17 protein-coding genes and 2 riboswitches are annotated in these 17954 nt (G+C 67.9%); of the genes, 7 read left to right on the forward strand and 10 right to left on the reverse strand.

Annotation, left to right across the window (positions count from 1 at the left end; genetic code table 11):
* Positions 1-70 precede the first annotated feature (70 nt).
* Positions 71-1792 carry an acyl-CoA dehydrogenase gene (locus IEX50_RS03205; protein ID WP_157175884.1) on the reverse strand — a complete coding sequence of 574 codons (1722 nt, stop codon included), beginning with the start codon at positions 1790-1792 and terminating at the stop codon, positions 71-73.
* Between the two features lie 51 nt (positions 1793-1843).
* Between IEX50_RS03205 and IEX50_RS03210 the strand changes: the two genes are divergently transcribed.
* On the forward strand, positions 1844-2803 hold the full coding sequence (locus IEX50_RS03210; protein ID WP_184075179.1) for an L-threonylcarbamoyladenylate synthase: 960 nt from the start codon (positions 1844-1846) through the stop codon (positions 2801-2803).
* A gap of 109 nt (positions 2804-2912) precedes the next feature.
* Here the strand turns inward: IEX50_RS03210 and msrA are convergent, their stop codons facing one another.
* Positions 2913-3464: a peptide-methionine (S)-S-oxide reductase MsrA gene (gene msrA, locus IEX50_RS03215; protein WP_157175689.1), complete on the reverse strand. Its 552-nt coding sequence runs from the start codon at positions 3462-3464 to the stop codon at positions 2913-2915.
* 112 nt (positions 3465-3576) lie between these two features.
* Between msrA and IEX50_RS03220 the strand changes: the two genes are divergently transcribed.
* The 3 genes from IEX50_RS03220 to wecC are packed head-to-tail and all read left to right on the forward strand — an operon-like array spanning position 3577 to position 7048.
* On the forward strand, positions 3577-4575 hold the full coding sequence (locus IEX50_RS03220; RefSeq protein ID WP_157175688.1) for an SDR family NAD(P)-dependent oxidoreductase: 999 nt from the start codon (positions 3577-3579) through the stop codon (positions 4573-4575).
* A 57-nt stretch (positions 4576-4632) separates the two neighbouring features.
* The gene (gene wecB / locus IEX50_RS03225; protein WP_157175687.1) at positions 4633-5766 is read left to right on the forward strand and encodes a non-hydrolyzing UDP-N-acetylglucosamine 2-epimerase; all 1134 of its coding nucleotides are present in this window, start codon (positions 4633-4635) and stop codon (positions 5764-5766) included.
* Positions 5756-7048 carry a UDP-N-acetyl-D-mannosamine dehydrogenase gene (gene wecC, locus IEX50_RS03230; protein WP_157175686.1) on the forward strand — a complete coding sequence of 431 codons (1293 nt, stop codon included), beginning with the start codon at positions 5756-5758 and terminating at the stop codon, positions 7046-7048. Before wecB ends, wecC begins: the two co-directional genes overlap by 11 nt.
* A gap of 144 nt (positions 7049-7192) precedes the next feature.
* Here wecC and alr read toward each other — a convergent pair whose 3' ends face one another.
* The 5 genes from alr to gcvT form a co-directional block, all read right to left on the reverse strand.
* Positions 7193-8227 (reverse strand): alanine racemase, encoded by a 1035-nt coding sequence (gene alr / locus IEX50_RS03235; protein ID WP_157175685.1) that lies wholly within the window; start codon positions 8225-8227, stop codon positions 7193-7195.
* Positions 8228-8348: 121 nt separating this feature from the next.
* Positions 8349-9914 carry an aminomethyl-transferring glycine dehydrogenase subunit GcvPB gene (gene gcvPB / locus IEX50_RS03240; protein ID WP_157175684.1) on the reverse strand — a complete coding sequence of 522 codons (1566 nt, stop codon included), beginning with the start codon at positions 9912-9914 and terminating at the stop codon, positions 8349-8351.
* Positions 9911-11278 carry an aminomethyl-transferring glycine dehydrogenase subunit GcvPA gene (gene gcvPA / locus IEX50_RS03245; protein WP_157175683.1) on the reverse strand — a complete coding sequence of 456 codons (1368 nt, stop codon included), beginning with the start codon at positions 11276-11278 and terminating at the stop codon, positions 9911-9913. The genes gcvPB and gcvPA overlap by 4 nt, the downstream gene beginning before the upstream one ends.
* A 127-nt stretch (positions 11279-11405) precedes the next feature.
* The gene (gcvH, locus tag IEX50_RS03250; protein ID WP_076071430.1) at positions 11406-11786 is read right to left on the reverse strand and encodes a glycine cleavage system protein GcvH; all 381 of its coding nucleotides are present in this window, start codon (positions 11784-11786) and stop codon (positions 11406-11408) included.
* Between the two features lie 4 nt (positions 11787-11790).
* Positions 11791-12927, reverse strand: a complete 1137-nt coding sequence (gcvT, locus tag IEX50_RS03255) for a glycine cleavage system aminomethyltransferase GcvT (RefSeq protein ID WP_157175682.1) — start codon at positions 12925-12927, stop codon at positions 11791-11793.
* A 53-nt stretch (positions 12928-12980) separates the two neighbouring features.
* A riboswitch (glycine riboswitch) is annotated at positions 12981-13093 on the reverse strand.
* Position 13094: 1 nt separating this feature from the next.
* A riboswitch (glycine riboswitch) is annotated at positions 13095-13191 on the reverse strand.
* A gap of 127 nt (positions 13192-13318) precedes the next feature.
* Here gcvT and IEX50_RS03260 point away from each other — a divergent pair.
* Together IEX50_RS03260 and IEX50_RS03265 are read left to right on the forward strand one after the other, a co-directional pair.
* Entirely contained in the window at positions 13319-14800 is a 1482-nt protein-coding gene (locus IEX50_RS03260) for a helicase HerA domain-containing protein (RefSeq protein WP_157175681.1), read from the forward strand.
* A 112-nt stretch (positions 14801-14912) separates the two neighbouring features.
* On the forward strand, positions 14913-15884 hold the full coding sequence (locus tag IEX50_RS03265) for an NAD(P)H-dependent flavin oxidoreductase (protein WP_157175680.1): 972 nt from the start codon (positions 14913-14915) through the stop codon (positions 15882-15884).
* Between the two features lie 27 nt (positions 15885-15911).
* Here IEX50_RS03265 and IEX50_RS03270 read toward each other — a convergent pair whose 3' ends face one another.
* Together IEX50_RS03270 and IEX50_RS03275 are read right to left on the reverse strand one after the other, a co-directional pair.
* Positions 15912-16373 carry a DUF1465 family protein gene (locus tag IEX50_RS03270; protein WP_229673616.1) on the reverse strand — a complete coding sequence of 154 codons (462 nt, stop codon included), beginning with the start codon at positions 16371-16373 and terminating at the stop codon, positions 15912-15914.
* A 120-nt stretch (positions 16374-16493) separates the two neighbouring features.
* Entirely contained in the window at positions 16494-16685 is a 192-nt protein-coding gene (locus tag IEX50_RS03275; RefSeq protein ID WP_157175678.1) for a YdcH family protein, read from the reverse strand.
* 33 nt (positions 16686-16718) lie between these two features.
* On the opposite strand from IEX50_RS03275, the gene IEX50_RS17785 reads away from it, so the two are divergent.
* A complete protein-coding gene (locus tag IEX50_RS17785; RefSeq protein ID WP_373285275.1) occupies positions 16719-17042 on the forward strand; it encodes a DUF465 domain-containing protein in 324 nt (107 codons plus the stop codon).
* A gap of 51 nt (positions 17043-17093) precedes the next feature.
* Here IEX50_RS17785 and dksA read toward each other — a convergent pair whose 3' ends face one another.
* Complete coding sequence (gene dksA, locus IEX50_RS03285; protein ID WP_198350629.1) at positions 17094-17552, reverse strand: RNA polymerase-binding protein DksA; 459 nt, start codon at positions 17550-17552, stop codon at positions 17094-17096.
* Between the last annotated feature and the right edge of the window lie 402 nt (positions 17553-17954).

Here is a 17954-nt window from a genome sequence, read left to right on the forward strand (position 1 = left end):
CACCTGCAACGCCGCAATCGTGAGCAGGTACCACCCACCCCCAGCCCCTCCCTTGAAAGGGAGGGGAGCCTCAGGCCACCAACTCCTCCACCCCAACCGCATACAACCCAGCCGCCCCAGCCAGCGCCCCCGCGCTCAACCCGGTCGCCTCAGGCACCAACCGATCCAGATAGAACCGCACCACGGCCCGCTTCATCCGCGCAAAGCCGTCGTCGCCAACCGCGGCCCGTCCCTGCCGCGCCATCAGCCACCCCGCCGTCGCCACCGACAGCATTGTGAGAAACGGGTAACTCCCCGCCAAGCGATCATCCCCGTCGCCAACACGCAAAGCCTCGGCCACCCGCTCCACCGAATCGACCAGCATCATCAACCCGGCCTCGTCCGCAGCCTCGCCCCGAATCTCGGCCAGCAACGCCGCCAGCCCCGCGCCGCCATCACCGGTCAGCTTCCGCCCGACCAGATCCGCCGCCTGGATCCCGTTCGTCCCTTCGTAGATCGGCGCGATCCGCGCATCGCGGTAATGCTGCGCCGCACCGGTCTCCTCGATGAACCCCATGCCGCCATGCACCTGGATGCCGATCCCGCTCACCTCGACGCCCACGTCGGTGCCGTACGCCTTCACCAGCGGCGTCATCAGGTCGACCCGCACCCGCGCCGCCGCATCGCCCTGATGCGCGCGGTCGACCTGCCCCGCCGCGTGATAGCAAAGTGCCCGAGCGCCCTGCGTCAGCGCCTTCATCCGCAGCAGCATGCGCCGCACGTCGGGATGCTCGACGATCGCCACCGACTCGCGCGATGCCGCCCCGGCGCGCGCCGACTGCACGCGTACGGTGGCGTAATCGACCGCCGCCTGCGTCGCCCGCTCGGCGATTTCGACGCCTTGCAGCCCGACGTTCAGCCGCGCATTGTTCATCATCGTGAACATCGCGCGCATGCCGCCATGCTCCGGACCGACGATCTCGCCGATGCAATCGTCGCGGTCGCCGAACGACATCACGCAGGTCGGCGACGCGTGCAGCCCCATCTTGTGTTCGATCGACACGCACCGCACGTCGTTCGCCGCCCCAATCGCGCCGTCCGCCCCGACCCGAAACCGCGGCACCACGAACAGGGAGATCCCGCGCGTCCCCGCCGGCGCACCCGGTGTCCGGGCCAGCACGAGGTGAACGATATTCTCCGCCAGATCATGCTCGCCGTAGCTGATGTAGATCTTGGTCCCCTTGATCCGGTACGTCCCGTCGGCCTGCGGCGTCGCGGTGGTGCGTAGCGCGCCGACGTCCGACCCGGCCTGCGGCTCCGTCAGGTTCATCGTGCCGGTCCACTCGCCGGTCACCAGCTTGGGCAGATACATTGCCTGCTGGCTCGCGCTGCCATGCGCCGAAGTCGCCTCGATCGCCCCGACCGTCAGCGTCGGGCACAGCGCGAACGACAGGTTCGCCGTCCCGAGACTCTCCAGCACCGCGGTCGCCACCGAAAACGGCAGCCCCTGCCCGCCCTGCGCGACATCCGCGTCGATCGTCCCCCAGCCACCGGCGACATAGTCGTGATACGCCGCGACATAGCCCGGCGGCATCGTGACGCCCGCCTCGGTCCGCCGCGCGCCGACCGTATCGCCGACCCGGTTGAGCGGCGCGAACGACCCCTCGGCAAACGCCGCCGCCCCCTCCAGCACCGCATCGACCATGTCCGGCGTCGCATCGGCAAAGGCCGGCATCGCCGCCAGCGCATCGATGCCGGCCACATGCTGCAACAGGAAACGCTGTTCGGCGACGGGAACGGCAAACGGCATCATGATCTCCTCACGGGCTTTCACGCGCCCTTTCGGTCGCTATAGCGTTGCCCGGTGACCGATCCAAACCCGCCAAAACGCCCAACCATCCGCCCCTACGGCAGCGCCGCGATCGCCGAGGCCGCAGCCCTGATCCGTGCCGGCGAACCCGTCGCGATCGCCACCGAGACGGTCTACGGCCTCGCCGCGGACGCCACCCGCGGCGAATCGGTCGCGGCGATCTACGCCGCCAAGGGCCGCCCCTCGTTCAACCCGCTGATCGTCCACGTCCTCGACCTCGCCGCGGCCGAACAGATCGCCGAGTTCGACCCGCTGGCACAGAAACTTGCCGCCACATTCTGGCCCGGCCCGCTCACGCTGGTCCTACCACTCCGCTCGGATAGCGGCATCGCGTCGCTGGTCACCGCCGGCCTCGCGACCATCGCGATCCGCGTCCCCGCACACACCGCGATGCGCGCGCTTCTGGAAGCGACTGGTGTCCCGCTCGCCGCCCCCAGCGCAAACGCCAGCGGCAACATCAGCCCGACCCGCGCCGCCCACGTTGCGCAAAGCCTCGCCGACCGCATCCCGCTCGTCATAGACGCCGGCCCGACCGTGCTAGGGTTGGAGTCCACCATCGTCGCCGTCACGGACGATATGCTCCGCCTGCTCCGCCCCGGCCCGATCACGACGGAGATGTTGCGCAACGCCACCGGCCTCACCCCGCTGACGTTCTCGTCGAACAACATCGAAGCCCCCGGCCAACTCGCCAGCCACTACGCCCCGTCGCTGCCGATCCGCCTGAACGCCGAAACCGCCACGCCCGAAGAATGGCACATCGGCTTCGGCCCGATCTCGGGCGACCGCTCGCTGTCACCGGAAGGCAATCCGATCACTGCCGCCGCAAACCTCTTCGAGGCGCTCCACCAGGCCGACGCTTCCGGCTGCACCGCCATCGCGGTCGCCCCGATCCCCCACGACGGCCTCGGCGCGGCGATCAACGACCGCCTCGCCCGCGCCGCCGCGCCGCGGTAATCATGCCCAACCCCGTTTGGTTCGAGCTTGTCGAGAACTCAGCGCTGAGTTCTCGACAAGCTCGAACCAAACGGAACGGGGGTCGGTCTAAATCAAGCGGAGCCGGGCCTCAGACGTTCGCGCTAACCCCATCCTTCAACCGTTCCGAATACGCCTTCCGGAACTTGCGCAGCTTCGGCGCGACGATCGCCATGCAGTAGCCGTTCTTGCTGCCCTCGCGCTCGAAATACTCCTGGTGGTAATCCTCCGCCGGATACCATTTCGACAGCGGCTCGATCGTCGTCACGATCGGCTTGTCCGACTGCGCCTGCGCCCGCTCGATCGCCGCGCGGGCCTCCGCTTCCTGCACGTCGTCATGCGGGAAGATCGCCGAGCGATACTGCGTCCCGATGTCGTTCCCCTGCCGGTTCAGCTGGGTCGCGTCATGCACGTGGAAGAAGATCTCCAGCACGTCGGAAAAGGTGATCAGCTCGTTGTCGAACACGATCCGGATCGCCTCGGCATGGCCGGTGTTCCCGTCGCACACCTGGCGATAGTTCGGGTTCTCGACATGCCCGCCGATATAGCCGCTCTCGACCGACTCGACCCCGACGAGGTCGTCGAACACGGCTTCCACGCACCAGAAGCATCCGGCGGCGATCGTTGCGGTTTCCTGGGTCATGCTGATGCCTCGCTAATCATTCGTTGATGTTAAAATGGGATGCCCTCCGCCGGATGCAATCGGCTAGGTCGGGCCGGCACGTTCGCGATCCGCCTCTGGAGGGACCCGCCCCATGACCGTCCTCGTCACCGGCGCCGCCGGCTTCATAGGCTTCCACGTCGCCGCCCGGCTGCTGGCGGACGGCCACCGTGTGCTCGGCATCGACAACCTCAACAGCTACTATCCGGTCAGCCTGAAGCGCGACCGCCTCGCGGTCCTTCAAGCCGAGCACCGGCAAGCCTTCACCTTCGCAGAAGCCGACTTCGCCGACCACGCCGCGCTCGACAGCGCCGTCGGCACCACCAACCTCAGCGCCATCGTCCACCTCGGCGCGCAGGCCGGCGTGCGCTACTCGCTCGAAAACCCGCGCGCCTATGTCCAGTCCAACCTCGTCGGCCACGTCAACCTGCTCGAACTCGCGCGCCACCGCGCGGTCGCCAACATGCTCTACGCGTCGTCGTCGTCGGTCTACGGCGGCAACGCGGCGCTCCCGTTCCGGGTCGAGGACCGCGCCGATCGCCCCGTCTCGCTCTACGCCGCGACGAAACGCGCCGACGAGCTGCTCTCCGAAAGCTACGCCCACCTCTACCGCATCCCCCTCACCGGCCTGCGCTTCTTCACCGTCTACGGTCCCTGGGGCCGCCCCGACATGGCGCTCTGGCTGTTCACCAGCGCGATCCTGGAGGGCCGCCCGATCGACGTGTTCAACGGCGGTGCGATGCGGCGCGACTTCACCTATATCGACGATATCGTCGACGGCATCCTCGCCTGCCTGGCCACCCCCGCCCCGGACGACGGCGCAGAAAAACCGGGGGGCAGCATCGCCCCACACCGCATCTACAACATCGGCAACAACCGGTCGGAGGAACTCGGCCGGCTCATCGACCTGATCGAACAGGCCTGCGACCGCCCCGCGATCCGCACCCTCCGCCCGATGCAGCCCGGCGACGTCCGCGACACCTATGCCGACATCACCGCCATCCAGCGCGACCTCGGCTACGCCCCCCGCACCACGATCGACGAAGGCGTGCCGCAATTCGTCCAGTGGTACCGCGCCTACACCGGCATCTGAGGCGACCCGAACAACACGTTAGGAGAAACCTTACCCGATCCACGCTACACAGCCGGCATGACCACCGCACGCCCCGCCCGAATCCTGCTCGTGTTCGGCACCCGGCCCGAAGCGATCAAGATGTTCCCGATCGTCCACGCGCTGAAGGCGACGCCCGGCCTCGAAACGCTCATCTGCGTCACGGCGCAGCATCGCGGCCTGCTCGATCAGGTCCTGTCGATCGGCAACGTCGTGCCCGATATCGATCTCGACATCATGGCCCCGGACCAGAGCCTCGACCAGCTCACCGCCCGCCTCCTGACGAAACTCGGCCGCGTCTATGACGAGGTGAAGCCCGACCGCGTCGTCGTCCAGGGCGATACCGCCACCGCGATGGTCGGCGCCCTCGCCGCCTATTACCGCAAGATCCCCGTCGGCCATGTCGAGGCGGGGCTCAGGTCGGGCGACATCCACCACCCCTGGCCGGAGGAGGTGAACCGCCGCATCGTGGCCACCATCGCCGACCTGCACTTCGCCCCTACAGATACAGCCGCCGCCGCGCTGATTGCCGAGCGGATCGACCCGGCCACCGTCCACATGACCGGCAATTCGGTCATCGATGCACTTCACGCCACCCGCGCCCGCATCGCCGCCGAACCGGCACTCGCCGCCAGTCTCGACGCGCTCGCCGAGCGGTTTGCGGGCAAACGCATCATCGCCGTCACCACCCACCGCCGCGAAAACTTCGGCGGCGGCATGGACGCGATCGCCCGCGCCGTCGCGCGAATCGCGGACCGCCCCGACGTCGCGATCGTCTTCCCCGTGCACCCCAACCCCGCCGTCCGCCGCGCGATGGACCCGATCCTCGGCGCGCGCGACAATGTCGCGATGATCGACCCGCTCGATTATCCCCACTTCGTCCGGCTGCTCGGGCTGGCCGATCTCGTCCTGACCGACAGCGGCGGCGTGCAGGAGGAAGCGCCCGCGCTCGGCAAGCCCGTGCTCGTCATGCGCGAGACGACCGAGCGTCCCGAGGGCATCACCGCCGGCACCGCGCGGCTGGTCGGCACGGACGAGGACAGGATCGTCACCGAAACGCTCCGCTTGCTCGACGATCCCGCCGCGCACGCCGCCATGGCACAAGCCCACAACCCGTTCGGGGACGGCCACACCGCCCCCCGGATCGCAAGGATCATCGCCGATGCCGTCTGATACGCCGCCTACCGTCTCCGTCATCGGCCTCGGCTATATCGGCCTGCCTACCGCCGCGGTCGTCGCGCGTTCGGGCTGCCACGTGCTCGGCATCGACGTCACGCCGCACGTCGTCGACACCGTCAATTCGGGCCATGTCCACATCGAGGAACTCGATCTCGACGCACTGGTCCAGGCGGTCGTGGCGCGCGGCACGCTGCGTGCCTCGCTCACGGTCGAGCCCGCCGACGTCTTCGTCATCGCGGTGCCCACGCCGTTCAAGGACGATCACGCCCCCGACACCCGCTTCGTGCTCGACGCCGCGCGCACCATCGCGCCGGTGCTGAAGGTCGGCGACACCGTCATCCTCGAATCGACCTCCCCCGTCGGCACGACCGAGCAACTGCGCGATCTGATCGCCGAGCTCCGCCCCGACCTGCGCGTCCCCGGCCGCGGCGGCGACGGGGTGGACCTGTCGATCGCCTATTGCCCCGAACGCGTCCTGCCCGGCCGCATCCTGCACGAACTGGTCGTCAACGATCGCTGCATCGGCGGCATCACGCCGCGTTGCGCACGGAAGGCGATGGCGTTCTACCGCCGCTTCGTCCGCGGCCAGTGCATCACCACCAGCGCACGCGTCGCCGAGATGGTGAAGCTCACCGAAAACGCGTTCCGCGACGTCAACATTGCGTTCGCCAACGAACTGTCGATCGTGGCCGACACGATGCAGCTCGACGTGTGGGAGGTCATCCGCCTCGCCAACCTCCACCCGCGCGTCAACATCCTGTCGCCCGGCCCCGGCGTCGGCGGCCACTGCATCGCGGTCGACCCCTGGTTCATCGTGCACAGCGACCCGCAGAACACCCCGCTCATCCGCACCGCACGCGAAGTGAACGACCGAAAGTCCGACCACGTCGTCGAACGCGCCAGCGCGCTGCTCGCCGCGATGCCCGACGTCCCGGTCGCCTGTCTCGGCCTCGCGTTCAAGGCGAACATCGACGACTTCCGCGAAAGCCCCGCGGTCAAGGTCGCCGCCGCCCTCGCAAAGCAGCACGGCGACCGCATCCGCGTCGTCGAACCCTATGCCAGCGCACTCCCGGCCGCCTTCGACGGCACCGGCGCGGAACTGACCGACATCGACACTGCGATCGAGACCTGCCCGATCTTCATCGTGCTCGTCGACCACGACATCTTCCGCTCCGTCCCCTTGAGCGAACGCGCCACCAAACTCGTCTACGACACCCGCGGCATCTGGCCGGACCAGCCCGTCACGATCGACGGCGGGGCCAAAGTGTCAGTCTAAGCTGTAGTGCTGTTCTTCGGCGAAGGCCGGGGCCTAGACGCAACCTCCCGCCAACGTCGTCCCGGACTTGATCCGGGACCCCACTTCTACGAGGCCAGCGAAGAAAAAGCGGGACCCCGGATCAAGCCCGGGGCGACGAACAAATCAAACCCAGTTCCGAGCATATCGCCGCCCAAGCCCGGTCAACAGCTCGTACTGCGACACCCCGGTCAGCGCAGACGCCGTCGGCAGGTGATACTCCAGCCCGACCCAATCCCCCTCGACGACATCGCACCCGGTCACATCCACCGCGACCAGATCCATCGAAACCCGCCCAATCAACGGCCGAACCTCGCCCCCGACGACGGCCGTCCCGACCCCGGCAAACGCCCGCCGATACCCATCCGCATAACCGATGTTCAAAGTCGCCACCTGCATCGGCCCCGAGGCGACGAAGTCCGCCCCATACCCCACAGCATCACCCGCCTCGACCGCTCGCACCTGCAAGACCTCCGCCGACAACCCGACCACCGGCAAAGGCTCCGCCCCCGGCCCCGGCTCCCCGCCATAAAGCCCGATCCCAGGCCGCGTCAGGTCGAACCGATACGCCGCCCCCAGACAGATCCCTGCCGAATTCGACAAACTGTAGCGCTCCGCCGCAACCACGCCGGTCAGCGCCGCGAACCGCTCCGCCTGCACTGCATTCAACGGATGCTCCGGCGTATCGGCACACGCCAGATGGCTCATCAACGTCGCGATCCTCAACCCGTCGACGACCTCCGACCCGGCCTCCGCTGGCGAAAGCCCCAGCCGGTTCATCCCCGTATCGACCATCAGGTCGCACGGCCGATCCCCCGCCGCCGCCTTCCACCGCGCCACCATCCCGGTCGTATTCAGCACCGGCCGCACCCGCCCCGCCAAAGCCCGCGGCAGATCCGCCTCGCGCAACCCGTGCAGCACCGACAGCGACAACCCGTCGTCCAGCGGCCCCAGCGCCTCTGCCTCGTCCCAACTCGACACGAAGAAGTCGCGGCACCCCGCCGCCGCCAGCCGCGCCACGACGTCGCGCGCGCCGAGGCCGTAGCCGTTCGCCTTGACCGCAGCCCCACAAGCAGCCTTCTCCGACCGCGCGGCATACCACCGCCAGTTCGCCACCAGCGCGGCACCATCGATCGTCAGGCGAAGGGGGGAATCACTCATACCGCACGCTGTATTGAAATCCGAACCCGGAACCCATCCCCAACCCCGTTTGGTTCGAGCCTGTCGAGAACCCTGCACTGAGTTCTCGACAAGCTCGAACCAAACGGAGGTCGTCGGGCAGTTACTCGGCCGCCTCTGCAACCACCTCAGGCTCCCGCCACACCAGCACCGGCTTCCGCGCAGCGCCCGTCTCGTCCAGCCGCCGCCGCGGTGCGAACACCGGCGCCGCCTTCAGCACCGGATCGCCCGCCCGCGCACGCTCCGCGACGGACCGCAGCGCACCGACGAACTGGTCGATCGCCCGGCGGCTCTCGGTCTCGGTCGGCTCGACCAGCATCGCGCCGTGCACCACCAGCGGGAAGTACATCGTCATCGGGTGGAACCCCTCGTCGATCAGCCCCTTGGCGACGTCCAGCGTCGTGAACCCCTCGGCGAACCCGTCGTCGGAGAACAAAGCCTCGTGCATGCACGGCCCGGTCCCCGCGAACGGCGCGTCGAGCACATCCTCCAGCGACCGCAGGATATAGTTCGCGTTCAGCACCGCATCCTCGGACACCTGCCGCAACCCGTCCGCCCCGTGGCTCAGGATATACGCCAGCGCCCGGCTGAACATGCCCATCTGCCCGTGGAACGCCACCATCCGGCCGAACGTGCCGGCATGATGCTCGCCCGCCGTCTCCTCCTCGACCAGATGATAGTTCGCCCCGTCCTTCTCGACGAACGGCAACGGCGCGAACGGCGCGAGTGCCGCCGAGAACACCACCGGCCCCGACCCCGGACCACCACCGCCGTGCGGCGTGGAAAAGGTCTTGTGTAGGTTGATGTGCATCGCATCGATGCCGAGATCGCCCGGCCGCACGCGACCGACGATGGCGTTGAAGTTCGCCCCATCGCAATAGACGAGCCCGCCCGCCGCATGCACCGCGTCGGAAATCGCCGACATGTCGCGCTCGAACAGCCCGCAGGTGTTGGGATTGGTGATCATCACCCCCGCCACATCCGGCCCCAGCCGCGCCTTCAGCGCCTCCAGGTCGACGCGCCCCTCGGCATCGGCCGGGATATTCTCGACCGCATAGCCACAGAACGCCGCCGTCGCCGGGTTCGTCCCGTGCGCGCTCTCGGGCACCAGCACCACCTGGCGCGCATCGCCGCGCGCTTCGAGCGCCGACCGGATCGCCAGCAACCCGCACAGCTCGCCATGTGCGCCGGCCTTCGGGCTCATCGCCACCGCCGGCATGCCGGTCAGCGTCTTCAGCCACTCGCCCAGTTCGTAGATCAGTGCGAACGCGCCCTGGACGGTCTCGACCGGCTGCAACGGATGGATGTCGGCAAAACCCGGCAACCGCGCCATCTTCTCGTTCAGGCGCGGGTTGTGCTTCATCGTGCACGATCCGAGCGGGAAGAACCCCAGGTCGATCCCGTAGTTCTGCCGGCTCAGCCGCGTATAATGCCGCACCGCCTCCGGCTCCGACAGGCCGTACAGCCCGATCGGCGCCGCACGCTCCAGCCCGCCCAGCCGCGATGCGACCTTCGGTGCTGGTGAGATGTCGACACCGGTCCGGTCGGTCCCGCCGACCTCGAACAGCAACGCCTCTTCGAGCATCAGCGCACGGTTGCCCGTGAACGTCTTGAATTCGCTGTCGGTCCCGCCGGTTTCCGGCCGGGTCACACGTCCTTCGCGGTTCATCGCAGGGCCTCCTCAAGCGCATCGGCAAGTTCGGTCACGTCGTCCTCGTCCACCGTCTCGGTCACCGCCACGACCAGCCCGTTGGCCAGTGCATCGACACCCGGATACAGCCGCCCGAGCGACACGCCGCCCAGGATCCCGTCATCGGCCAGCGCCCGGATCACCGGTCGCGCTTCCTTCGACAGCTTCAGCGTGAACTCGTTGAAGAACGGCCCGCTGATCAGCTCGACGCCCGGCACCTTCGCCAGCCGATCCGCCGCCTGCACCGCATTGGCGTGGTTCAGCGCCGCCAGATCGCGCAGGCCGCGCTCGCCGAGCAGGCTCATGTGGATCGTGAACGCCAGCGCGCAAAGCCCCGAATTGGTGCAGATATTCGATGTCGCCTTCTCGCGGCGGATATGCTGCTCGCGCGTCGACAGCGTCAGCACGAACCCGCGCTTGCCGTCCGCGTCGACCGTCTCGCCGGCCAGCCGCCCCGGCATCTGCCGGACATATTTGTCGCGCGTCGCGAACAGGCCCACGTAAGGCCCGCCGAAGTTCAGCCCGACGCCGATCGACTGGCCCTCGCCCACCACGATGTCCGCGCCCATCTCACCCGGCGATCGGATCGCGCCCAGCGCCACCGGCTCGGTCACCACCGCGATCAGCAACGCACCCTTGGCATGGCACCGCGCTGCCAGCTCGGACAGGTCGGCGACATGGCCCAGGATGTTCGGGTTCTGCACGACGACGCAGCTGACGTCGCCGTCCACTGCCGCCAGCAACCGCGCCATGTCGTCGCCCGGCGCGCCCTCGGTCAGCTCCGGCACGGCCGTATCGAGCACATCGCCCGTGAACCGCGCCATCGTGGTGCAGACCGATACATAATGCGGGTGCAACCCGGCGGACAGCACCGCCCGGCCACGCCGCGTGATCCGCCGCGCCATCACGATCGCCTCCCAGCACGCGGTCGACCCGTCGTACATCGACGCATTGGCAACGTCGCACCCGTACAGCCGCGCGACCTGCGTCTGGAATTCGAACAGCGCCTGCACCGTTCCCTGAGCGATTTCAGGCTGATACGGCGTATAGCTCGTCAGAAACTCACCGCGCTGGATCAGGTGATCGACGCTGGCCGGCACATGGTGGCGATACGCCCCGCACCCCAGGAAGAAAGGCGCATCGCCCGCCGCCAGGTTCCGCCCCGCCATCCGCGACAGCTTGCGTTCCACCGCCAGCTCCGACGCATGCATTGGCAGGCCCTCGATCGGCCCATCGAGCCGCGCATGTTCGGGCACGTCGACGAACAGGTCGTCGATCGTTTGCGCCCCCACGACGGCAAGCATGTCCGCCCGGTCGGCATCGGTCAGCGGTAGGTAACGCATGAGGTCAGTTTCCCATGTTGGGGAGGGTCACACCCCACCCCGTTCGGTTCGAGCCTGTCGAGAACTCAGCGCAGGGTTCTCGACAGGCTCGAACCGAACGGTGCTGGGCAGTAAAGCCCGGGCGAATTCAAAGCCCTTCGCAATAAACCTTATACGAGTCGGCATCCATCAGGCCATCCAGCTGCCCGGCATCGGACAATTTGACCTTGAAGAACCAGCCGTCCGTTTCCGGTGCGGTGTTGACCAGCGAGGGGTCTGCTTCCAGCGCCGCATTGGCCTCCACGACCTCGCCCGACACCGGGGCATAGACGTCGGACGCTGCCTTCACGGACTCGACGACCGCGGCTTCCTTGCCCTTGTCGACCGTCGTGCCGGCCGGCGGCACTTCGACGAACACAACGTCGCCGAGCTGAGCCTGCGCATAGTCGGTGATCCCGACCGTCGCGGTGGAATCCTCCGCGCCGTCGATGCTGATCCATTCATGGTCACGGGTGAAATAGAAGGCCATCGGTTCAGGCTCCCTTGCGGACATATTGATGGGGTACGAACGGCATGGCCGTCACTTCCGCGGCAAAACGCTTGCCGCGCTGTTCGATGTCGATCTTGGACCCGGGGTTCGCCAGCACCGCGGGCACATACGCCATCGCGATCGAGCGTTGCAGCGAGGGCGAGAAGCCACCGCTCGTCACGCGTCCCTCGACACCGTCGATCGCCTCCAGCACACGCGCGCCCTCACGCACCGGCTGCCGCCCTTCGACGAACAGCCCGACGCGCTTGAACAGCGGCCCCGCCGCGCGCTCCGCCAGGATCGGCTCGGCCCCCAGGAACCCGCCCTCCTCACGCCGCCGCTTCGACAGCGCGAAACCCAGGTCGGCGGTCACCGGCGACGTCTCGGGATCGAGGTCATGCCCGTACAGCGGCAACCCGGCCTCCAGACGCAGCGAGTCCCGCGCGCCCAGGCCGATCGGCTTCACTTCGGGTTCCTGACACAGCCGCTCGGCGAACGCTTCCGCGGCCTCGGCGGGCAGCGAGATCTCGCACCCGTCCTCGCCGGTATACCCCGACCGACTGATCCACAGCGGCACACCGTCCCAGTCGAACGCCCCCGCGGTCATGAACACGAGGCGCTCGACACCCGGCACGATCCGGGCCAGCGCCTCGACCGCCTTCGGCCCCTGCACCGCGAGCAGCGCCTGCTCGTCCATATGGTTCAGCGTGATCTCGTCCTCGAGATTGTCGAGGATGTGCGCGATGTCGTCATATTTGGTGGCGCCGTTCACGACCATATAATAGCCGTCCGCGCGCCGCGTCAGCATCAGGTCGTCCAGGATGCCGCCCGTCTCGTTCAGCAACAGCGAATAGCGCATCCGCCCTTCGCCCAGCGACGCGACATCGGCCGGCAGCATCTTCTCCAGCGCCTCGACCACACCGTCGCCGGACAGCAGCAGCTGACCCATATGGCTGACGTCGAACAGCCCGGCCGACGTCCGCGTCCACAGATGCTCGGCCATGATGCCGTCATACTGGATCGGCATGTGATAGCCCGCGAACGCCACCATCCGCGCGCCACGCGCCCGGTGCCAGGCGTCGAGCGGCAGCGTGCCGGTTTCGATATCGTCCATTTCGGGATCGGATGTGGGGTCGCTCATACTAAGGCTCCTGGCAGGACGACGACGCGCGGCGGGCATCACTGCCCACACCCGTCGCCCCCTCTGTCACGGAACCTGAGAGCTTTCGTCATGGCCTCATGCGGCCAGGACTTACCCCTTCGGCGGCCCCCCGCCGGGGCGAGGAACTCTTTCCAGAGTGCTGAGGATATGTCCGCGCGGTCCCGTATGCCTGAGAGATTCCGGGGCGGTTGCTCCTTCGGCGGCGGCCCGGTTTCCCGACCCGCACTCTCCCGCGCGGCCATCCGGAGTCGCCCCCGGCCAGCCCCATCGGATTGGCCCGGCTTGGGGGTCGCTGTCAACGATCATGAAGCGGCTCGAACGATCATCAAGCGGCTTGCCGACTCACCGCCCGCGCCGCAAAGACACCCGGATGACCGTTACCATCGACATGGGCACCGGTGCCGGCGGCGCCCCGGCGCTGATGGAGCTGGAGGAACTGCTCGCCACCCGCCTGCTGGTGCAGGGGAACAGCGGCTCCGGCAAATCGCACCTCCTGCGCCGCCTGCTCGAAGGCGCCGCCCCCTGGGTGCAGCAGATCGTCGTCGATCCGGAGGGCGATTTCGTCACGCTGTCCGACCGCTACGGCCATTCGGTGGTCGAGGGCGCGGACTATAGCGAGGCCGAGATCCGCCGCATCGCCGCGCGCATCCGCGAACACCGCGTCTCCGCCGTGCTCAGCCTCGAAGGGCTTGATGCCGAGGCCCAGATGCGCTGCGCTGCGGCGTTCCTGATGGCGCTGTTCGATGCACCCCGCGACCATTGGTATCCCGCGCTGGTGGTGGTCGACGAGGCACAGCTGTTCGCCCCCGCGGTGGCGGGCGAGGTCGCCGACGACGCCCGCCGCGCCTCGCTCGGCGCCATGACCAACCTCATGTGCCGCGGCCGCAAGCGCGGCCTCGCCGGCGTCATCGCGACGCAGCGGCTGGCGAAACTCGCCAAGAACGTCGCGGCCGAGGCGTCGAACTTCCTCATGGGCCGCACCTTTCTCGACATCGACATGGCGCGCGCCGCCGACCTGCTCGGCATGGAACGCCGCCAGGCCGAACAGATCCGCGACCTCGAACGTGGGCAGTTCCTTGCGCTCGGCCCGGCGCTCTGCCGCCGCCCGCTGTCGATCCGCATCGGCCCGGTCGAAACCTCCGCCCGCACCTCCAGCCCCAAACTGCTCGACATGCCCGCCGCCCCGACCGGCGAGGACGCGCAGATGCTGCTGTTCGCCGCCGCCCCCGTCGAACCGCGCCCTGCCACGCCCGCACCGCCGCCACCCCCGCCCGCATCGGCCGACGACCTGATCCGGGAAATCGCCCGCCCGCTGCCGATGTCCTCGCTGCTCGACCGCCCACAGGTCAGCGGTGCCGAGCGCGAGAAGATCATCTCGACCGTGCTGGGCGAGATCGTCGCCGAACCGGACAGCGCCTACCGCTCGCCCGCGGTGCTGTTCCAGGACTTCGGGGTGCGCTGCCGGATGCATGGCCTCGCCGACACCGGCCACGACCTCGCCCGCTTCCGCAGCCGCCTGTCGATGGCGCGCGCGGGCCTGACCGGCGGGATCGCCGACGACGCGCGCTTCGCCCCCGCCGCCGAAATCGCCCGGGGGCTGGAGGAAGGCATGCAGGGCATCTACCTGCTCCTCGCTCGCGCCGCGCTCGACGGCGCGCCCTGCCCCGACGATGCGGAGATTGCCGCGGTCTACGGCACCCACTCGCTCGGCCGCGTCCGCCGCCTGCTCGCCTATCTCCAGACGCAGGGTCTGCTCGCCATCCACACCGACATGCGCGGCGATCGCCGCATCGGCCTCCCCGCCCTCGGCTGGATCACCGCCGCCGCCGCCCCGACCACGACAGGCGAATAACCCGGTGAACAGTTCCCCGGCGAAGGCCGGGGCCTAGGTGAAATCTCACCCCCCTTTACGCAAACGTAAACGTCACTTGCCTCCCGCCCGCGTTCCGATATCGTCCGTCCCCATGAGCCTCCCCCCTCTCTTCGACCGCCTCCGCCTGCCGGTGATCGCCTCGCCGCTGTTCATCATCTCGACGCCCGACCTGGTGATCGCGCAGTGCAAGGCCGGCATCGTCGGCTCCTTCCCGGCGCTCAACGCCCGCCCCGCCGGCGTGCTCGACGAATGGCTCGCCCGCATCACCGAAGAACTGGCGCAGCACGACCGCGACCACCCCGACAGCCCCGCCGCGCCGTTCGCGGTCAACCAGATCGTCCACCGCTCGAACGACCGGCTGGAGACCGACCTCATGGTCTGCGCCAAGTGGAAGGTACCGATCGTCATCACCTCGCTCGGCGCGCGGGTGGACCTGAACGACGCGGTCCATAGCTGGGGCGGCATTACCCTGCACGACGTCATCGACGACCGTTTCGCCCGCAAGGCGGTGGAAAAGGGCGCCGACGGCCTGATCGCGGTCGCGGCCGGCGCGGGCGGCCATGCCGGCACGCTCTCACCTTTCGCACTGGTCCGCGAGATCCGCGACTGGTTCGACGGCCCGCTCATCCTGTCCGGCGCGATCGCCAACGGCGCGTCGGTCCTGGCCGCGCAGGCGATGGGCGCCGACCTCGCCTATATCGGCTCGCTCTTCATCGCCGCGACCGAGGCCAACGCCGACGCCGCCTACAAGCAGGGCATCGTCGACGGCCGCGCTGCCGACATCGTCTATTCCAACCTCTTCACCGGCGTGCACGGCAACTATCTGCGGGGGTCGATCGTCGCCGCCGGCCTGGACCCCGACGCGTTGCCGGAAGGCGACCTCAAGACCATGGATTTCGGCACCGGCGCCGGCAAGACCAAGGCCTGGCGCGACATCTGGGGATCGGGTCAGGGCATCGGCGCTGTCCACGCCGTCGAACCCACTGCCGACATGGTCGCCCGCCTTACCGGAGAATATGCGAATGCGATCGCGGCCCTGCGGACGCGTGCCGGACTGGGCTAAGCCCGCGCCAACCGGCGGAGCATCTCCCTACCAGGTCCCCTCAAGCCGCCGCATCAGCGTCCGCACCGGGCCATCCGACACGCCCGTATCCGTCTCGCCGAGCACCATGCCGGCTTCCAGCCGCCGCACTCGATCGTGGAGGTCGCGGCTCGCCCCGACCAACTGCTGCGCCGTCACCGGCAGCGTTGCGATCGTCTCCGCATCACTCACGACGGCCTCACCCAATGGCCGATGCGGCAGGCTCCGCCCCTCCCGCGCGCCCTCCACGCGCCGCGTCATCAGCCACGCCACGACATGCATCAGCCGTGTCGTCACCTTGAGCGATTCGCATGAAAACCCGACCCGCTCGCTCGGCGACAAGCGATCACGCTCCAGCCGGCCCGGCCCATCAAAATAACCCCGCGCCTCGTCCGCCAGCAGCAATGCCTCGGTATGAAGTGTATCGATCAGTCGCCCCGTCAGACCATATCGGCCATCGTCGTCCAACACCGTTCCCCCGCTAAGCCGCTGGATTCCCGATGCCATTTCGATAGCGGATCACAACCGTCAAAGCGATCAAGCTGCACGTCGCGCGACGAACGCGCGCGGCGGACGACCCGAGTGGACTAATCAGGCGATAATATCGGGGATCAACATATCCTCCGCCTGCGCAATTTCGTCGCGCAGTCGCAGCTTGCGACGCTTCAACCGGGCAAGCTGCAATTCGTCACGCACCGTCGCCGCGTTCAGCGCCGCAATGGCGTCGTCCAGGTCGCGATGCGCCACCCGCATCTGCTCGATCCGTCGCGACAGTTCATCCATGCCGAAACATTCCCTTCAAGCCGGATCCATCCATTGGATAGGGACGAAACGGCCGCCGCTCAAGCCGGACGGACGGCCGCGATCGACTGGTCCCGCCCGCACCCGCATCCCGTCGAAATTCGCGCAGAGGGGGGCCTGACAGACGCGGCAATCGATGCTCTACTGGTCGCTTCCGAAGCCTTTGGACAGGAGACTTTCTCAGTGGAGACAGGACATTCCTCGGCGTTGATCGCCAAGCACGCGGGGCTCGAATCCCGCATTCACGCCGAACAGGTCCGCCCCGCGCCGGACGAAACACTGCTCGCCAAGCTAAAGAAGCAGAAGCTGCGCATCAAGGAAGCGCTGTCCGGCGAATGAGCAACAGGCGTGCGTCGACCGACCGATGATCGGACGGCGCTCGCCCCCGCTTCATTCCTCGCGCGACACCTTCTCGTTCCGCTCGTGCCGTTCCTGCGCCTCGACCGTCATCGTGGCGATCGGCCTGGCTTCCAGCCGCGCGAGTGAGATCGGCTCGCCGGTCACGTCGCAATAACCATATTCGCCCGCATCGATCCGGCGCAGTGCCGCTTCGATCTTCGAAATCAGCTTCCGCTGCCGGTCGCGCGTCCGCAGTTCGATCGACCAGTCGGTCTCGCTCGACGCGCGGTCGGTCGAGTCCGCCTCCCGCAACGTGTCAGTCTGCAATTGCGCGAGCGTCCCCTGCGATTCGCGCAGGATAGCATCCTTCCAGTCGAGCAGCTTGCGCCGGAAATAGCGCTGCTGCGCGGGATTCATGAACTCTTCGTCCGGGGACGGCCGGTAGCCGGGACGGATATCGTCCTGGTCCAGTTCCGGCGCGTCCGTCGCCTCTGTTGCCGCCGTCGCCATCATGGTTACCGCTCTCCCTGGGTAGGCACGACCCGATGACCGGCCACACGTCCGGGCGGGCCTATATCGCCCGTCGCAGGCCGGCACAAGGAGACGGCGACCACGGCGACGTGCGCTAAATCCGCCGGATGTCAGCGATTTGTCGGTTCCGGCAGGGAGCGACACCCACCGATTCGATTCGTCGGGAGTGATTACGTAATTGGGTTTCACGCGCGGCTTTTCTCATCCCGATGTGGGACACGATTGGCCGGCGCCGACGGCGATACGAATAATCGCCCTTTTCCGAATATGAAAACAAGGTTAACAAGTTTGCCATTAGTAAAATTTTGTCCATTGCGTCGTACATAACATTAGGGCGTTTCGGATTTCGGTGCATCGCAGCGGTCCGGACGGTGGACGAGA

The organism is Sphingomonas prati (assembly GCF_014643515.1).
Taxonomy (GTDB): Bacteria; Pseudomonadota; Alphaproteobacteria; order Sphingomonadales; family Sphingomonadaceae; genus Sphingomonas_R; species Sphingomonas_R prati.